General features: G+C 65.6%; 15 protein-coding genes. 7 read left to right on the top strand and 8 right to left on the bottom strand.

The window, feature by feature from the left end; genetic code table 11:
- Positions 1–50 precede the first annotated feature (50 nt).
- Entirely contained in the window at positions 51–773 is a 723-nt protein-coding gene (locus NDN01_RS24170; protein WP_272624767.1) for a FadR/GntR family transcriptional regulator, read from the bottom strand.
- Positions 774–841: 68 nt separating this feature from the next.
- Positions 842–1,825: an AraD1 family protein gene (gene araD1, locus NDN01_RS24165; protein WP_272624766.1), complete on the bottom strand. Its 984-nt coding sequence runs from the start codon at positions 1,823–1,825 to the stop codon at positions 842–844.
- 106 nt (positions 1,826–1,931) lie between these two features.
- Here araD1 and NDN01_RS24160 point away from each other — a divergent pair, with 106 nt between their 5' ends.
- Positions 1,932–3,494, top strand: coding sequence for an alpha-N-arabinofuranosidase (locus NDN01_RS24160; RefSeq protein WP_272624765.1), 1,563 nt, complete (start codon positions 1,932–1,934; stop codon positions 3,492–3,494).
- A gap of 10 nt (positions 3,495–3,504) precedes the next feature.
- Entirely contained in the window at positions 3,505–4,428 is a 924-nt protein-coding gene (locus NDN01_RS24155; protein WP_272624764.1) for a Gfo/Idh/MocA family protein, read from the top strand.
- Between the two features lie 114 nt (positions 4,429–4,542).
- Here the strand turns inward: NDN01_RS24155 and NDN01_RS24150 are convergent, their stop codons facing one another.
- Complete coding sequence (locus NDN01_RS24150; protein WP_272624763.1) at positions 4,543–6,150, bottom strand: alpha-glucosidase family protein; 1,608 nt, start codon at positions 6,148–6,150, stop codon at positions 4,543–4,545.
- Positions 6,151–6,290: 140 nt separating this feature from the next.
- Between NDN01_RS24150 and NDN01_RS24145 the strand changes: the two genes are divergently transcribed.
- The 4 genes from NDN01_RS24145 (at position 6,291) to NDN01_RS24130 (ending at position 10,775) form a co-directional block, all read left to right on the top strand.
- Positions 6,291–7,649 (top strand): MFS transporter, encoded by a 1,359-nt coding sequence (locus tag NDN01_RS24145; RefSeq protein ID WP_443025168.1) that lies wholly within the window; start codon positions 6,291–6,293, stop codon positions 7,647–7,649.
- Between the two features lie 102 nt (positions 7,650–7,751).
- The gene (locus NDN01_RS24140) at positions 7,752–8,195 is read left to right on the top strand and encodes a cupin domain-containing protein (protein WP_272624761.1); all 444 of its coding nucleotides are present in this window, start codon (positions 7,752–7,754) and stop codon (positions 8,193–8,195) included.
- Between the two features lie 24 nt (positions 8,196–8,219).
- Positions 8,220–9,383 carry a Gfo/Idh/MocA family protein gene (locus NDN01_RS24135; RefSeq protein WP_272624760.1) on the top strand — a complete coding sequence of 388 codons (1,164 nt, stop codon included), beginning with the start codon at positions 8,220–8,222 and terminating at the stop codon, positions 9,381–9,383.
- 15 nt (positions 9,384–9,398) lie between these two features.
- Positions 9,399–10,775, top strand: a complete 1,377-nt coding sequence (locus NDN01_RS24130; RefSeq protein ID WP_272624759.1) for a Gfo/Idh/MocA family protein — start codon at positions 9,399–9,401, stop codon at positions 10,773–10,775.
- A 38-nt stretch (positions 10,776–10,813) separates the two neighbouring features.
- On the opposite strand, the gene NDN01_RS24125 is transcribed toward NDN01_RS24130, so the two are convergent.
- Both NDN01_RS24125 and NDN01_RS24120 read right to left on the bottom strand, forming a co-directional pair.
- On the bottom strand, positions 10,814–11,116 hold the full coding sequence (locus tag NDN01_RS24125; RefSeq protein ID WP_272624758.1) for a hypothetical protein: 303 nt from the start codon (positions 11,114–11,116) through the stop codon (positions 10,814–10,816).
- The gene (locus NDN01_RS24120) at positions 11,106–11,720 is read right to left on the bottom strand and encodes a hypothetical protein (protein WP_272624757.1); all 615 of its coding nucleotides are present in this window, start codon (positions 11,718–11,720) and stop codon (positions 11,106–11,108) included. The genes NDN01_RS24125 and NDN01_RS24120 overlap by 11 nt, the downstream gene beginning before the upstream one ends.
- Before the next feature lie 452 nt (positions 11,721–12,172).
- On the opposite strand from NDN01_RS24120, the gene NDN01_RS24115 reads away from it, so the two are divergent.
- Positions 12,173–12,403: a hypothetical protein gene (locus tag NDN01_RS24115; protein ID WP_272624756.1), complete on the top strand. Its 231-nt coding sequence runs from the start codon at positions 12,173–12,175 to the stop codon at positions 12,401–12,403.
- A gap of 100 nt (positions 12,404–12,503) precedes the next feature.
- Here the strand turns inward: NDN01_RS24115 and NDN01_RS24110 are convergent, their stop codons facing one another.
- From NDN01_RS24110 to NDN01_RS24100, 3 genes are all read right to left on the bottom strand, one after another.
- Positions 12,504–12,761 (bottom strand): hypothetical protein, encoded by a 258-nt coding sequence (locus tag NDN01_RS24110; protein WP_272624755.1) that lies wholly within the window; start codon positions 12,759–12,761, stop codon positions 12,504–12,506.
- A 99-nt stretch (positions 12,762–12,860) separates the two neighbouring features.
- Positions 12,861–14,126, bottom strand: coding sequence for an RICIN domain-containing protein (locus NDN01_RS24105; RefSeq protein ID WP_272624754.1), 1,266 nt, complete (start codon positions 14,124–14,126; stop codon positions 12,861–12,863).
- A gap of 11 nt (positions 14,127–14,137) precedes the next feature.
- Positions 14,138–15,301 carry a hypothetical protein gene (locus NDN01_RS24100; protein WP_272624753.1) on the bottom strand — a complete coding sequence of 388 codons (1,164 nt, stop codon included), beginning with the start codon at positions 15,299–15,301 and terminating at the stop codon, positions 14,138–14,140.
- Positions 15,302–15,332: the final 31 nt, after the last annotated feature.

Genomic DNA, 15,332 nt, shown 5'->3' with positions numbered 1-15,332 from the left:
CGGCCCCCGCCGGGGAAGGTCAGAGGAGAGAAAAGCGAGAGGGGGAACTCTCAGCCCTCACCCGGCTCCATGGCCAGTTCCGTATCCTCAAGCGCGCGGCGGATCAGCTCGGCCATGGCGGAACGCGCGGCCTCCGGATCGGCATCGGCGATCGCATCGTAGAGCAGCTGATGCTCGGGCAACGGGTCGCGCGGCAGCTTGCGGTTGCGCTGTTTGAAGATCGTCGTCCAGCCGACGGCCGCCGCGATGGTGCTCGACAAGGTGGTCAGCGGCTCGTTGCGCGTCGCCTCCAGGATCAGGTGATGGAAATGCTGGTCGGCCACCCGTCCCTCGGGCGTGGCGAGACCGTAGCGCCCCATCTCCTCAAGCGCATGCCCCATCTGCGCCAGTTCACGGCCCGTCCGGCGCTCCGCCGCGAGCGCCGCGGCGGCTGGCTCGACGATCATGCGCAGCTCGAACAGGCTGCGGATGAACACCTCGCTCGGCTCGCCCTCGAACATCCAGGCAAGCACGTCGGGATCGAGCAGGTTCCAGCGGCTGCGCGGGCTGACGCTGGTGCCAGCCTTGGGCCGGCTTTCGACCAGACCCTTGGCCATCAGCATGCGCACCGCCTCGCGATAGACGCTGCGCGACACGTGGAGTTGTTCGGCAAACTCGATCTCGCCCGGCAGGACATCGCCCGGCTTGTACACCCCCGTGACGATCTCGACGCCCAGATCATGCGCGATCGTGCCGTGGATCCGGCGCCCTTTTGGCTGCTGTCCCGGCGTCACGTGTTCCCCATCCGCCTTCCCTCCGTTCGGCCCGCTATCTTCGCGAAACGAGCCGTATCGCGATACCCCTAGAGTATCCTTATCCGAACATCACGTGCCTGTTCGATCACGATCGGATTGCGCGCCGGCAGGCGGAACGGCGGCGCCTCGATCTCGAACACATCCCCCGGCTCGGTACGGATGCCTTCAGAGAAGGACAGGGTCGCCGTGCCGAAGAAATGGACATGCACGTCGCCGGGATGGCGGAACAGGTCGTATTTGAAATGATGATGTTCGAGATTGACGATGCTGTGCGACATGTTCGCCTCGCCCGTCACGAACGGACGTTCCCACAAGGTCTCGCCGTTCCGCACGATCCGGCTGGTGCCACGGATATCCTCGGGCAGATCGCCGAGCAGCAGTTCCGGCCCCAATGCCGCGGCGCGCAGCTTCGAATGGGCAAGCCAGAGATAATTGCCGCGCTCCGTCACATGATCGGAGAATTCGTTGCCGATGGCGAAGCCGAGCCTGACCGGATTACCCTCGCTGTCGATGAGATAGATGCCGGCGATCTCCGGCTCCTCCCCCGCATCGAGCGCGAAGGCGGGCGAGCGCAACGGTGCGCCGGGCGCGGCAAGCTGCTCGCCATTGCCCTTGTAGAACCATTCGGGCTGAGCGCCGGTCTCACCCGCGTCGGGCTTGCCGCCCTCCACGCCCATCAGGAACATGCGCATCGAATCGGTCTGCTGCGCCGCCTCGGTCATCGAGCGGTGCATCTTGTCGCGTCCCTCGGCCGAGCCGAGATGGGTGAGGCCAGTGCCCGTCAGCAGCAGATGCGCCGGATCGCCATGGTCGATCGGCGACAGCAAGGCGACCGTATCGAGATCGACCACGCCCGCATAACCGGCCAGCGCCGCCTGATCGGCCAGGCCGTTGCCGGCCGCCAGCGCCGCCTCGGCGAGCGCACGCACGCTTTCCACGCCCGCCAGCCGTTGCGGCGGTTGATCGCCGCGCAGCACGGCCACGCCGCGCGTGCCTCCGGCATCGATGAACTGCACCAGCGACGTCCGCATATCGACTCCCACTATCCGCCAAACTTTATTCGCTTGCGTAGCCATATACTCAGACAATAAACTAAAGCCAGTCGTCGTCGAACGGCATCATGGGAGGATACGGGCAATGGCGGCATTGAAACGGTTGAGAACGGGCGCGCGGATCGCGCTGGCGGCGGCGCTTGTCTTCGCGTCGGGAGTGGCCTGGGCACAGGGGCGCGAGGCGAGCGTGACCATCCACGCCGACAAGCCCGGGCCCAAGGTGCAGCGCGAGATCTTCGGCCAGTTCGCCGAGCATCTCGGCACCGGCATCTATGGCGGGCTGTGGGTGGGCAGGAATTCCCGCATTCCCAACAGCGACGGTTTCCGCAACGACGTGATCGCGGCGTTGCGCGCGATCAAGGTGCCGCTGATCCGCTGGCCGGGCGGCTGCTTCGCCGACGAATATCACTGGCGCGAGGGCGTCGGCGCGAAGCGGCCGGTCAAGGTCAACACCCATTGGGGCGGCGTGACCGAGCCAAATTCGGTCGGCACCCACGAGTTCATGAACTTCACCGAGATGGTCGGCGCGGAAGCCTATGTCTCCGGCAATGTCGGCAGCGGCTCGCCGCAGGAAATGGCCGACTGGGTCGAATATATGACGTCGCCGACCGCCTCGACGCTCGCCAATGAGCGCCGCGCGAACGGCCGCAAGGAGCCGTGGAAGCTCCCCTATTTCGGCCTCGGCAACGAGCTGTGGGGCTGCGGCGGCAACATGCATCCCGACTATGCGGCGAACGAGACGCGGCGCTACGCGACCTTCGTCAAGGCGCCGGCGAACACGAAGATCCTGAAGATCGCGAGCGGCGCGAGCGATTCGAACTACAACTGGACCGAAGTGATGATGCGCGACGCCGGCGACCGGATCGACGGCCTGGGCGTGCATTATTACACCGTGCCCGATGACTGGAAACGGAAAGGCTCCGCGACCGGCTTCGACGAGGCGAGCTGGGCGCGCACCCTGTCGAAGACGCTGCTCATGGACGAGTATGTGACGAAGCACAGCGCGGTCATGGACAAGTACGATCCGGAACGCCGCGTGTGGCTGGCGGTCGACGAATGGGGCACCTGGTACGATCCGACACCGGGCAGCAACCCCGGTTTCCTTCAGCAGCAGAACAGCCTGCGCGACGCGCTGGTCGCGGCGATCAACCTCAACATCTTCACCCGCCATGCCGAGCGCGTGAAGATGGCCAACATCGCCCAGATGATCAACGTGCTTCAGGCGATGATCCTGACTGATGGCGACAAGATGGTGGTCACGCCGACCTACCAGGTGTTCGGCATGTACGTGCCGTGGCAGGATGCGACTCAATTGCCGGTCGACCAGACAAGCCCGTGGTACAACAAGGATCAATGGACCATGGCGTCGCTCAACACATCGGCCGTGCGCGGCGCCGACGGCGCGGTGCATGTGTCGCTGGCGAATCTCGATCCGGTGAATGCGCTGACCGTGACTCTCAACCTGGATGGCGGGACGGCCTCGACCCTGTCGGGCAAGGTACTGACCGCTGACCGGATCGATGCGCATAACCGCATCGGCGAGCCGCTGGCGGTCGCGCCCCGCGACATCGCGGCGGTGCCGGTGACTGGCGGCAAGGTGGTGCTGACCCTGCCGGCCAAGTCAGTGACCGTGGTGGCGCTGAAGTGACGCGCGGCTGATGCTGCCGATCGGGATCATCGGCTATGGCAAGATCGCCCGGGACCAGCATGTCCCGGCGATCGACGCCGATGACCGGTTCCGCCTGACCGGCGCGGTTGACCCGCATGCCGTGTCGGGCGCGGTGCCGGTCCATCCCGATCTTGCCGCCCTGCTCGCCGCCGATGCGCCGGCGGCGGTGGCGATCTGCACCCCGCCCGCCGCGCGCGTCGCGGTGGCGCGGGAGGCGATCGCGGCGGGACTCCATGTGCTGCTGGAGAAACCGCCGGGACTGACGCTCGCCGAGGTCGCTGACCTCGAAACGCTGGCACGGGATGCAGGCGTCACCCTGTTCACCGCGTGGCATTCGCAGGAGGCGGCCGGGGTCGATGCGGCGCGCGCCTGGCTGGCCGGCCGCGTGATCGAAGCCGTGCGGGTGATCTGGAAGGAAGACATCCGCGTCTGGCATCCGGGGCAGGAATGGATTCTGGAGGCCGGCGGCTTCGGCGTGTTCGATCCCGGGATCAACGCGCTGTCGATCCTGACCGACATCCTGCCCATGCCGCTGGCGGTGGAGGCAGCCGGACTGGCGGTGCCGAAGGGCCGGACGCAGCCGATCGCGGCAACGCTCGCGCTGCGCGGCGGCGCGGTGCCGGTCTCGGTCGAACTCGATTTCCTCCATGAGGGCGTGCAGCGCTGGGATATCGAGATCGATACGCCCGACGGCATGCTGAAGCTGGCGATGGGCGGTGCCGAGCTGACCATTGCGGGCAAGGCGGTCCCAGTGGGTAGGAATGTGGAATATCAGCGTCTCTATGCGCGCTTCGCCGACCTGATGGCGCGCGGGGAGAGCGATGTGGATCCGGCACCGTTGCGGCTGGTGGCCGAGGCGCTTGAACTTGGGGTGCGGCACGAGGTGGAAGCGTTCGCGTTCGACATCCCCTGACGTCATGCCGGACTCGTTCCGGCATCCACTCCGCGGCGAGACGCAGCGCGCACCATGAAGCAAAGCGCCCGAACGACGGTGGGCCCCGGAACAAGTCCGGGGTGACGGCGGGATTCAGGCAGGCCGTTCCGCGATCACCCCGGCGAACGGGCCGAGCCGCCATTGCTCGACCTCGCCGACCTGCTCGACCACGCGCCACGAGTCAGCATCCTCGGGCAGCCACTCCCGTGCCTCAGCCGCGAAATTGAACACGCACAACAGCCGTTGCCCGCCCGACTCCCGTTCGAACGCGAGCACCGTCTCCGTCGCCTCGACAAACCGGATCGCCCCCGTCACCAGCGCGGCGTTCGCCTTGCGCATCGCCAGCAACCGCCGGGTCAGCGCGAGCATCGACGCCCCATCCCGCTCCTGCCGAGCGACCGCCAGCGCCGCATGGTCCGGCCCGAACGGCAACCATGGCTCAACCGTCGAGAAACCCAGCCCCGCCTCTCCGGCCACCCAGGGCATCGGCGTCCGCGCGCCGTCCCGGCCCAGGGTCAGCGGCCAGTTGGCGATCGCCTCCGGATCGCGCAGCCGGTCGAACGGGATATCGACCTGGGTCAGGCCAAGCTCCTCGCCCTGATAGAGGAAGATATTGCCGCGCAGCGCCATGAGCAGCAGCATCTTCATCCGCCCGAACGCCTCCTCATGCCCCGGCGGCGCCCAGCGCGACACAGCGCGCGGCGCATCGTGATTCTCGAACGCCCAGCTCGGCCAGCCAGTGCCGGGCGTATCGGGCCAGCGTTCAAGCACCTCGCGCACCAGCGCCGGGGTCAGCGCCTTCGCGTAAAGGAAGTTGAAGCCATATGCCGTGTTCAGCCGGTGGTCGCCTTGCGTGAAGGCCTGCATCTCCAGCTCGACATTCGGGCCGCCGACCTCGGCCACGGTGAATCGACCAGGATAAGTGTCGGTCAGCGCACGCACCCGTTCGAGGAAGAGCGGAATGTCGGGATGCGACTGGCTATGGATGTGGAACTGGAAATCGAACGGACGGGTACGGCGGCTATTCGTCGGCGGTCTTGCCGGATTGTCGCGCAGCGCCGGATCGACCATCGCGCAGCTGATCGCGTCGAGCCTGAATCCGTCGACCCCACGATCTAGCCAGAAGCGCGCGACGTCGAGCAGCGCGTCCTGCACCGCCGCCTCGTGCACGTTGAGCTGCGGCTGGCTGCTCAGGAAATTGTGCATGTAATATTGGCCGCGCCGCGCGTCCCAGGTCCAGCCCGGCCCGCCGAACACCGATTGCCAGTTGTTGGGCGGCGTGCCGTCCGCCTTCGCATCGGCCCAGACATACCAGTCTTGCCGGGCGTTGGTCCGGTCACGGCGGCTCTCCGCGAACCAGTCGTGTTTGTCGGACGTATGCGCATAGACCTGGTCGACGATCACCTTCAGACCAAGCGCATGGGCACGCGCTACCAGCGCGTCGAAATCCGCCAGCGTGCCGAACAGCGGATCGACCCCGCGATAATCCGACACGTCATAGCCGAAATCCTTCATCGGCGACGGGAAGAAGGGCGATAGCCACACCGCATCAACGCCAAGCGACGCGACATGATCGAGATGCGCGGTGATGCCGGCGAGATCGCCAACGCCGTCGCCGTTCGAATCGGCGAAGCTTCGTGGATAGATCTGGTAGATCGCCGCCCCGCGCCACCACTCGCGCCCAAGTTCCGAACTGCTCAACGGCCTCTCCCTTGCGGCTCGCCGTCCTTTTGCCCGCCGCGCCCGCCGGAAAGCAATGGCCTCGCGCGAACGGGGATTGCCGGGGCGCCAAGTCACTGACATCCTGCCCGGCAGAAAACAAAAAACATACAGCAGGGGGTTTGGAGCGAGTGACCGGGCGGCCGCGCCAGTCCCTGGCCGGACTGTGGAACATCTCGTTCGGATTCTTCGGAATCCAGGTCGCGTTCGGCCTGCAGAACGCGAACATCAGCCGCATCTTCCAGTCGCTCGGCAGCGATGTCGACACGCTTGCCCTGCTGTGGATCGCCGGGCCGATAACCGGGCTGATCGTCCAGCCGCTGATCGGCCATTTCAGCGACCGCACCTGGGGTCGGTTCGGGCGGCGGCGGCCCTATTTTCTGGCAGGCGCGGCACTTGCCGCACTGGCGCTGATCGCCATGCCGCACGCGCCGGTGCTGCTGGTGGCGGCATCGCTGCTGTGGATACTCGACGGATCGATCAACATCTCGATGGAGCCGTTCCGCGCCTTTGTCGGCGACATGGTCGGCCCGACGCAGCGCACCCTCGGCTATGCCTTCCAGACCGCCTTTATCGGCGCGGGCGCAGTGCTTGGGTCGATCGCGCCGTTCGCGATCACCGCGCTCGGGGCGAGCAACGTGGCGCCCGCTGGCGTCATCCCCGACGCAGTGCGCTATTCCTTCTACCTTGGCGGCGTGGCGATCTTCTGCGCCGTGCTGTGGACCGTGCTCACCACGCACGAATACCCGCCCGAACAGATGCGCGCCTTTGCCGGCGAGGATGCCCCGGCGCGCGATGCCGGTCAGGGGGGCAACGCGCTGACCCGCATCGCCCGGGATATCGTCCAGATGCCGGTGGAGATGCGCCGCCTCGCGCTTGTCCAGTTCTTTTCCTGGTCGGCGCTCTTCGTCCTGTGGGTCTACACGACGCCGGTCGTCACCCGTTACGTCTTCGCGTCGACCGATACGGCGTCCAGGGCTTATAATGACGGCGCCGACTGGGTCGGCATCCTCTTCTCCGTCTATAACGGGGTCGCGGCCCTGGCCGCCTTCCTGCTGCCGGGGCTGGTGCGACGGATCGGCATGGGCCGGACTCATATGGCCTGCCTGCTGGCCGGCGCGGCAGGTTTTGCCGCGATGCTGGTCATCCGCGATCCGGTGCTGCTGATCCTGCCGATGATCGCCATCGGGGTGGCCTGGGCATCGATCCTGACCATCCCCTATGCGATGCTGGCCGGCGTGCTGCCGCACGGGACGCTGGGCGTTTATATGGGCATTTTCAACGTCTTCATCGTCCTGCCCCAGCTCTTCATCGCGACGGTGATGGGCAGCCTGATCCACAATGTCTTCCCCGAGGAGCCGATCTGGACGATCGCCATCGCGGGCGCGCTGATGGCGCTCTCGGCGCTCGCCATGCTGCGCGTCGGTGAGCCGCAGGCAGAAGCGACCGGAATCGTCATCGACGCCAATTTGGCGCTTTGAAAATCCTATAGGATCAGCAATAAGCCTCTGGTTAACGCTACCATCGGCGCTGACCCGATGACGCCCGGCAAGCGGCGCACCGGCCAGGAGAGGAACATCACGATGCGCATCACCCACAGGGATATCGTCGTCGCGCTGGGGGCCGTCGCGCTTACCTGTTCTGCCGGGGTGCTCGCCCAGGGCAAGAAGGTCATCGGTCCGTCCGTGTGGGACTGGAACGCGATGAAAGTCACGCCGACCGATGTCGGCGAGGTACGCAGCCTTGGTAACGGGCCGACCGCGACGCTCGACGATCTCGAGATGCACGTCACCACGCTGAAGCCTGGCCAGACCTCGCACGCGCCGCACAGGCACCCCAACGAGGAACTGGTGATCATCCGCGACGGCACGGTCGAAACCTTGTCGGACGGCGTGTGGAAACGGCTCGGGCCGGGATCGGTGATCTTCAACGCATCCAATTCGCTGCACGGACTGCGCAACGTCGGCACCACCGACACCACCTATCATGTGATCAACTGGTCCACCCCGGCGACGCCGAAGAACTGAGCACCAGCGCCAAGGAGAGACGCGATGAATCCGATCGATCGCCGTTCGATGCTGACCGGCGCCGGCTTTGCGGGGTTCGCCGCCGCGCTGCCGGGCGACGTGCTGGCGCAGGCGTTGAGCGGCAACGCCATTCCCGAGGTGGTCAACACCGGCGCGCCGACCGACCCGCAACCGAAGCATCACATCAGGTTCGCGGTGATCGGCCTCGACCACAACCATATCTATGCGATGACGGCGGCGGTGATCCGCGGTGGCGGCGACCTGGTGTGGGTCCATGCCACCGACGCGAAGCAGCTCGCCGATTTCCAGAAGCGCTTCCCGACCGCGAAGCTCGCACGGAGCGAAGCGGAGATCCTGGAAGACACATCGATCCAGCTCATCGCGGGCGCACCGATCCCCGACCTGCGCGCGCCGCTCGGCATCCGCGCGATGCGGGCGGGCAAGGACTTTCTCGGCGACAAGCCGGCGATCACCAGCCTCAAGCAGCTTGCCGATGTCCGCGCGGCGATCAAGACGACGGGACGCAAATTCGCGATCATGTATTCGGAACGGCTCGAGGTGCCCGCCGCGATCAAGGCGGGCGAGCTGATCGAACAGGGTACGATCGGGCGTGTCGTGCAGACCATCAACATCGCCCCGCACCAGGTGAACCCGGCCAGCCGCCCCGGCTGGTTCTGGGACAAGGCGCGATACGGCGGCATCCTGACCGATATCGGCAGCCACCAGGCCGAACAGTTCCTGTTCTTCACCAAGAGCCGCCGCGCGAAAGTCGTCGCGTCGCAGACCGGCAACGTCAACCATCCCGACCATCCGCTGTTCGAGGATTTCGGCGACATGACGATGAGCGGGAATGGCGGTACCGGCTATCTGCGGGTCGACTGGTTCACGCCGAAGGGGCTCGGCACCTGGGGCGACGGGCGGCTCTTCGTGCTGGGGACCGAGGGCTATATCGAACTACGCAAATATGCCGACCCGACCGGCAAGCCCGGCGGCAACCACCTGTTCGTCGTGGATGGCAAGAGCGCCCGCTATCTCGATTGCAAGGACGTATACCTGCCGTTCGGCCCGCAATTCGTGACTGACGTGGTCGAGCGCACATCGATCGCGCAGGACCAGGACCAGGCGCTGCTCGCCGCCGAGCTCGTGCTCATCGCCCAGAAGAACGCCACCCGGCCGATCACGGCCTGACGGAGGGATAGTGTCATGACCACCAGAACAGGGTTTTCGCGGCGCGACCTGATCAGGACCGGGGCGATCGCCGCGATCGGCTTCCCGTCGATCGTGCCGGCCAGCGTGTTCGGCCGGAACGCGCCGAGCAAGCGAATCAACATCGGCGCGATCGGCGTCGGTCGCATCTCGCGCATCCATGACATGGTCGAGGTCTTCAAGTGTGACGACGCCCATATCGTCGCCGTTTGCGACCTCGATACGCGGCGCGTGCAGCAGGGAATCGAACTGGTCGACACGACCTATGGCGAGAAGGCGGGCAAGCCCTATTCGGGCACGCGCGGCTATACCGATTACCGGGAGCTGCTGGCCAACAAGGATATCGATGCGGTCATCATCTCGACCCCCGACCACCAGCACGCGCCGAATTCGATCCACGCGGTACAGGCCGGCAAGCATGTCTATTGCCAGAAGCCGGCATCACTGACGATCGCCGAAGGGCGGCAGATGGCGAACGCGGTGGCGAAGACCGACCGCGTGCTGCAGATCGGATCGCAGCAGCGATCACAAGACCCCTGGCCGCAATTCCACCGGGCATGCGAGCTGGTGCGCAACGGACGGATCGGCACGCTGACTCATGTCGAGATCGGCCTGCCCGGCGACCCTTCCGGGCCCGAAGCCGCGGCGATGCCGATTCCGGCGAATCTCAACTACGACGCGTGGCTCGGCACCACCCCCGAGGTCTATTACACCGAGATCCGCGTGCACCCGCAGGACGGCAAGTTCGGCCGGCCCGGCTGGCTTCGCTGCGAGCAGTTCGGCGCCGGCATGATCACCGGCTGGGGCGCGCACCATGTCGATATCGCGCATTGGGGCATGGACACGGAGCATGGCGGCCCGGTCGAGATCTGGGGTACCGCCGAATTCCCGAAAAGCGGCCTGTGGAACGTGCACGGCCCGTTCGAGACCCATGGGCGCTACGCCAACGGGGTGGAGATGAAGATCTCCGGCGCGCTGCCCAATGGCGTGAAGTTCATCGGCACCGAAGGATCGATCTTCGTCACCCGCACCGGCGGCGTCACCGCGAGCGACCCCGCGATCGCCGCGGCCGGAACGAGCGGGCTGCTGGCGAGCAATCCGAAGGTCCTCGACAGCGTGATCGGGCCCAATGAAATCCATTTGCCGAAAAGCCCGGAACAGCATCGCAACTGGCTCGATTCCATCAGGACGGGGGCGCCCAACATCTCGCCGGCAGAGCTGGGCCATCGCGCGTGCTCGACCTGCCTGCTCCACTGGACCGCGATGCGGACCGGGCGGCGCCTGGCATGGGACCCGGTGGCGGAACGCTTCATCGGCGACGACGCGGCCAACGCCATGCTGAGCCGGCCGCAGCGCGCGGGCTACGCGATCTAGCTACGCGACAGGGACCAGCCCGACACACAGTCTACCCTTTAGTCCGCCATCGATCGCCGCGACTGCCACCGCTGGCTCAGCACGACGCGCGCAGCCACATCCGCGTATATCGGCGTATCGAGTTCGAGAGTTCCCCGCTCATCGATCGACCCGTGCTCGAATGAAACCACCGGCCTTGCGTTGGCACGCGCCCCATCCATCTCGCAAAGGAAGTCCTCCAAAGCATCGTCGCTAGCATAGTCCAGCAAATCGCAAACCTCGTCGAATAATCCTTCGACCGTGCGTGCTTCCAGCCTGTCAAGTTCTGCCCCCGACAGCTGTCCCACATAGTTAAGTTTCATTGTTCGCATCCTTGGCGCTGCTCCGGTCGGCAATCCCGCTCCTTACGATTTCGTTCTCGATACGTCCGAGTTGCGTATGGGTAAGGTTGGTAATGTGGCCGAGCGTCGCTCTGGTGAAATTCGAGTCCGATACGGACCGCAGCATCGTTTCGAGGCCCCCGACATATTTCTCGCGATGGCGAGATTTCAATGTCCGCAGCGCTTTGAGTAAAGTCGTCGCGCAAACATTCTCCTCCGCCGAGGGCTCCATACTGGGTGTTTCATCCGGGGGATCCTCTTCGCCATCCGTCGATTTCGGACGCATCGTCCTTGGCAAGCGGAGTCGGACGGCGCGAATCTCGTCGATCAGGGAATGTTTCAGGCACGTCGTACCCCAGCCCGCTGCCTCGCGTTCCATCGCTTGGTCGAGAATGAACTCGTCGCCCAGAAACAACTCACGCCTGGTGATGAATTCATGAACTTTCAGCATCGCCGCTTGCGCGAGATCATTCGGTTCAGAGAGGATCGGGTAAGATGACGTTGCTGTGAATGCCCGCGCGGTCGCCTGCAATCGCTGATGAATCCGGTCATACGCCTGGTTACGCGCGCGTTCGAAATCATTCATCGCAGCTTCCTCCAGCCCTGCCTCGCCGTCTCTTCCTTCTTTGTCACTTGAACGGATGAAGCCGCGGATTCCGCACATTCGCGATAAAAAATATCGATGTGCGAAACTGCTCACTCCGTTCGTTCAAATCCCAGATCACGAACTGGAAATTACCATGAAGAATCGGAGGCCGTGGATGGAAATTGTTTTCGAGAGCATGCTTGCACTGTCCTACATCTGTGCGGGTGCTGCTTGCACGGGGATCGTCATAACCAGACTGAGCGAAGGGGGGCGGGAACAGCATGCGCCGCCGCATGTAGCGAACATCGAGCACGGTCCGGTGCACGCCGAGGCGGGGCAAGGGCAAGCTGCATTGCGGTGAAACGGCAGCAGGGTGGCTCTTCGCCGCAGGCAGGCTTCATCCGGTGCATCCGCAGCTTGCGCAATCGCGTCCAGCCCGCAAAAGGCGGACGATGACCGCCAGCCAGCTTCAGGATCTCCTCGTCGCCCGATTGACCCGCAAGGCAGGCGGCAGCGCCCGTTCCTGGCGGATGGCGATCGGGCCGGTTCATCTGCATGACGTCGCCACCCACGGCCCGTTCAACTGGTCGGTACGACCGAGCGGCGGAACGCGGGAGATCGCTGAGATCGAGCGACTGCTCGATACGGTCAGGCTGGACTATCCGATCGTGACCGCTGACTGATCCGGCGGAGACGGCTCGACGCGGGATCGCCGGGCCGCTCACACGAGATCAGGGCGGCGCGCCCGGTAGTCGCTTCAGCCGGCGCACGCCTTGCATTCGGTCACCAGGGGCAGATCGGACCATATTGGAAAGCATCCTGCATCGCCTGCGAAATCAGGATGAGCGCGTCGCCGGTCCGATCCTGCGCGTGAAGCAAGCGGAGCGCGGTATCGAGCGCAACGGCGCTGTCGCCCCAGCGAACGAGAAGTTCGCCGATCAGATCCCTGGTCTTCACGATTTCATCCATCGGCTCCCCCTCCGCTTCGTTGTCGAACGCAACGCTCCACGGTGATTCGATCAGGCTGCCCGCACACGCCATGGCGGTCAATAGGGTGGGTCGCGCTCTCCTCTATTGTGGTGACGGTTTACCCCTTGGCCGCTCCATCCGTCACCGTGCGACGCCGACGGACATCGTGCGTCAGAGCAGGGTGATCGCCGCCTGTGCCTCCCGCGCAAGATCGGCCCATTCGCCCATGACGCTCTCGATCTGGAGCCCGCCGATGAAGCCAGCGGTGGAATCGACCGCGCGAAGCTGGGCGAGACCATCGCCAAGATCGTCAGCGACAGCACGCCAGTCACCTTCCAGATGCTGAAGCGCGCCGAGGCCCGAGCCGCTGGTGATGACCACCGGCGCGATCGCATCATAGAAATCGAGATCGCCAAGGCTGCGCGCGGTGAACGACCATTTCTGGTTATCGCCGTCATTCTGTTCCCAGCACAGGACCGGCGTGCCTGAATTCCAGCCAGAATTCCCGGCACAATCAAGCGTGTGCCCGGACCATTTGCCCGGCTGGAGATAACCGCTGCTGTAATGGATGAAGACAGCCGCCCCGCCATCCAGACCGTTCGGACCAGCCTGGCCGGTCGAGATCAGTCGCGGACGCGATCCTTCGCGCTCGCCGGTATCGCCGGCCGGCACCGTCAGCGTGCGATCGCGGGCGGCGGTACGGAACACCCAGCCGGGAATGAGCATGCGAACCGGCTCGATCGTCCAATGCTGCGCCGGATTGTCGCCACCGCCCGTATTGCTGACCACTGCATCGCCATTGCCGTCATAGGCGAGGCAGAGCGACGGGGCGCTGCGCAACGTGATGCGTGTTGGCGGGTTGCGCTGGACCGCATGAAAGGCGCCCGCCAGGTCATTGATCGCCGCGACCGGCGGCGCGATGGCCGCCGCCAGTGCGCGCGCCCGGTCGGCACGCTGTCCGGCCTGGGCGATCGCCTCGCCGAGCAGGGCGGCGATGGCGTCGACCGACGCGCCGTCATTCAGCATGCCCTCGATCCGGCCATAGCTTTGCGGAACCACCGCCGTCGCATAGCTGACGATGTCGTTCGCCAGGGCGACGAGCGCATCGCGCGTTGCCTGCCACTGATCGAGCGCCGACGTGAAGCGCCCCCAACTGGCCCAGAGCGCCGGGAAGGCAGGCGGCCCGCCACCGGGCAGGCCAAGCGCGTCGACAGCGCCTCGCGCGTGGCGCGCCTGATCGAGAAACGCCGTCAGCGCCACCCATAGATCGGCCGACAGCCCTCCCTGCCCCGTGTCCTGCACGACAGACCCGTCGACCGACTCCTTGTGCAGGTCGACGCGCGGCGCCTCGATCCAGCCCTTGTCCACATTGCCCGTGCCGTCCGGTGTCCCAGGCGCCACGCCGGGTGCCCGGCCAAACAAGAGGAGAGTGCCCATCGCGACCGCCCTCAGCCGGCGGTCGTGGCGGAAGGAGTGGGTGTCGGCGTGCCGCCCGCCGCCGCATCGGGGTCGGGTGCCGGCGTGATCGTGATGAACGCGTTGGCGCGGAAATCGTCCGCGTCGTCAGCCATCGTCTTCCAGGCAGCGATGACGGTATCGATATCGAGCTTCGTCCCGAGCGTGGCGATATCCCTGATATCGGTCGCCAGCGTGGCGAGGATGCCCGCGATCCCGGTGTCGAGCGCGGTCCACGCGGCCTGTGCCTTGGCCAGTGCCGGGGTGGCGGCGGTGAGCGCGTCATCCACCTTGCCCAGGGCGTGCATCGACAGCTCGAGGTGGCCGTCAAGCGCGAGAGCGACCTTGAGGCGCGCCTGCAGGTCGGTCAGCTTCTCCGCGTCCTTTTCCGCGATGATGCGTTCCTGGCGCGCGCGCTCGAAATAGACCGCCGTGAGACAGGCTGCCGTGATCGTACCGAGCACCGGAACAGCGAAAAGGACGACGGAGCCCATCGCGATTTCCTCATCCCTGGCGACCTCCCTGAACTCGTCTTCGACTTGCTGTCGAAGCGCCGAGACCATCACGCGCAGGGTGGCGATCACCCCATCCTCGCCGTCTAGCTGGGCCTGATATTTCGCCTTGATCGGCGCGAGCATCGCCGCATCGGTCTTCATCTGGGCGATGAAGCTGTCGACCACGGCCGCCTGAGCGGCGACGTCGGTGTCCTTCGTCTGCGCATCAGCCTGGAGGTTGAGCAGGATCGTGCGCATCTGCACGACCGCCTTGTCCAGCGTCATCGTGCCCGCCTTCACCTGCGCGATGATCTTGTCGATCGCGCCGTAGAAGACCGGCACCTTGCTTGTCCCGAAGGTCGCGATCGTGGAAGCGACGCCGACGATGGCGGGGTAGCTGGTGTTGAGGAAATCGCTGCAATGGTCGTGGATCGTGGAGAAGGCAGTCCACAGATCGTCATAATCCCCTGCCTCGTCGACAGTGAAACCGATCACCTTCGCCGCCTGGGTCGCGTCGACAGGCAGCCTGATGCCGGTGTCGAGATAGGCCTGGACCAGTGCCCAGTCGCCCTGTGACATGAAGAAATCGCTGCCGCCGCCGAGCGCCGCGGCGGGCGCGAGCGGCGAGGCGAGCGGGGCCGGTGTGACATGTGCCTCGGGCATGGGCGGTTCCCTGTCGAGTGGTGGAGGTGCC

This window comes from Sphingomonas sp. QA11 (genome assembly GCF_028473665.1).
Classification (GTDB): domain Bacteria; phylum Pseudomonadota; class Alphaproteobacteria; order Sphingomonadales; family Sphingomonadaceae; genus Sphingomonas; species Sphingomonas phytovorans.
The sequence above is the reverse complement of the archived record's forward strand: the minus strand, read 5'-3'. Positions and strand labels throughout refer to the sequence as shown.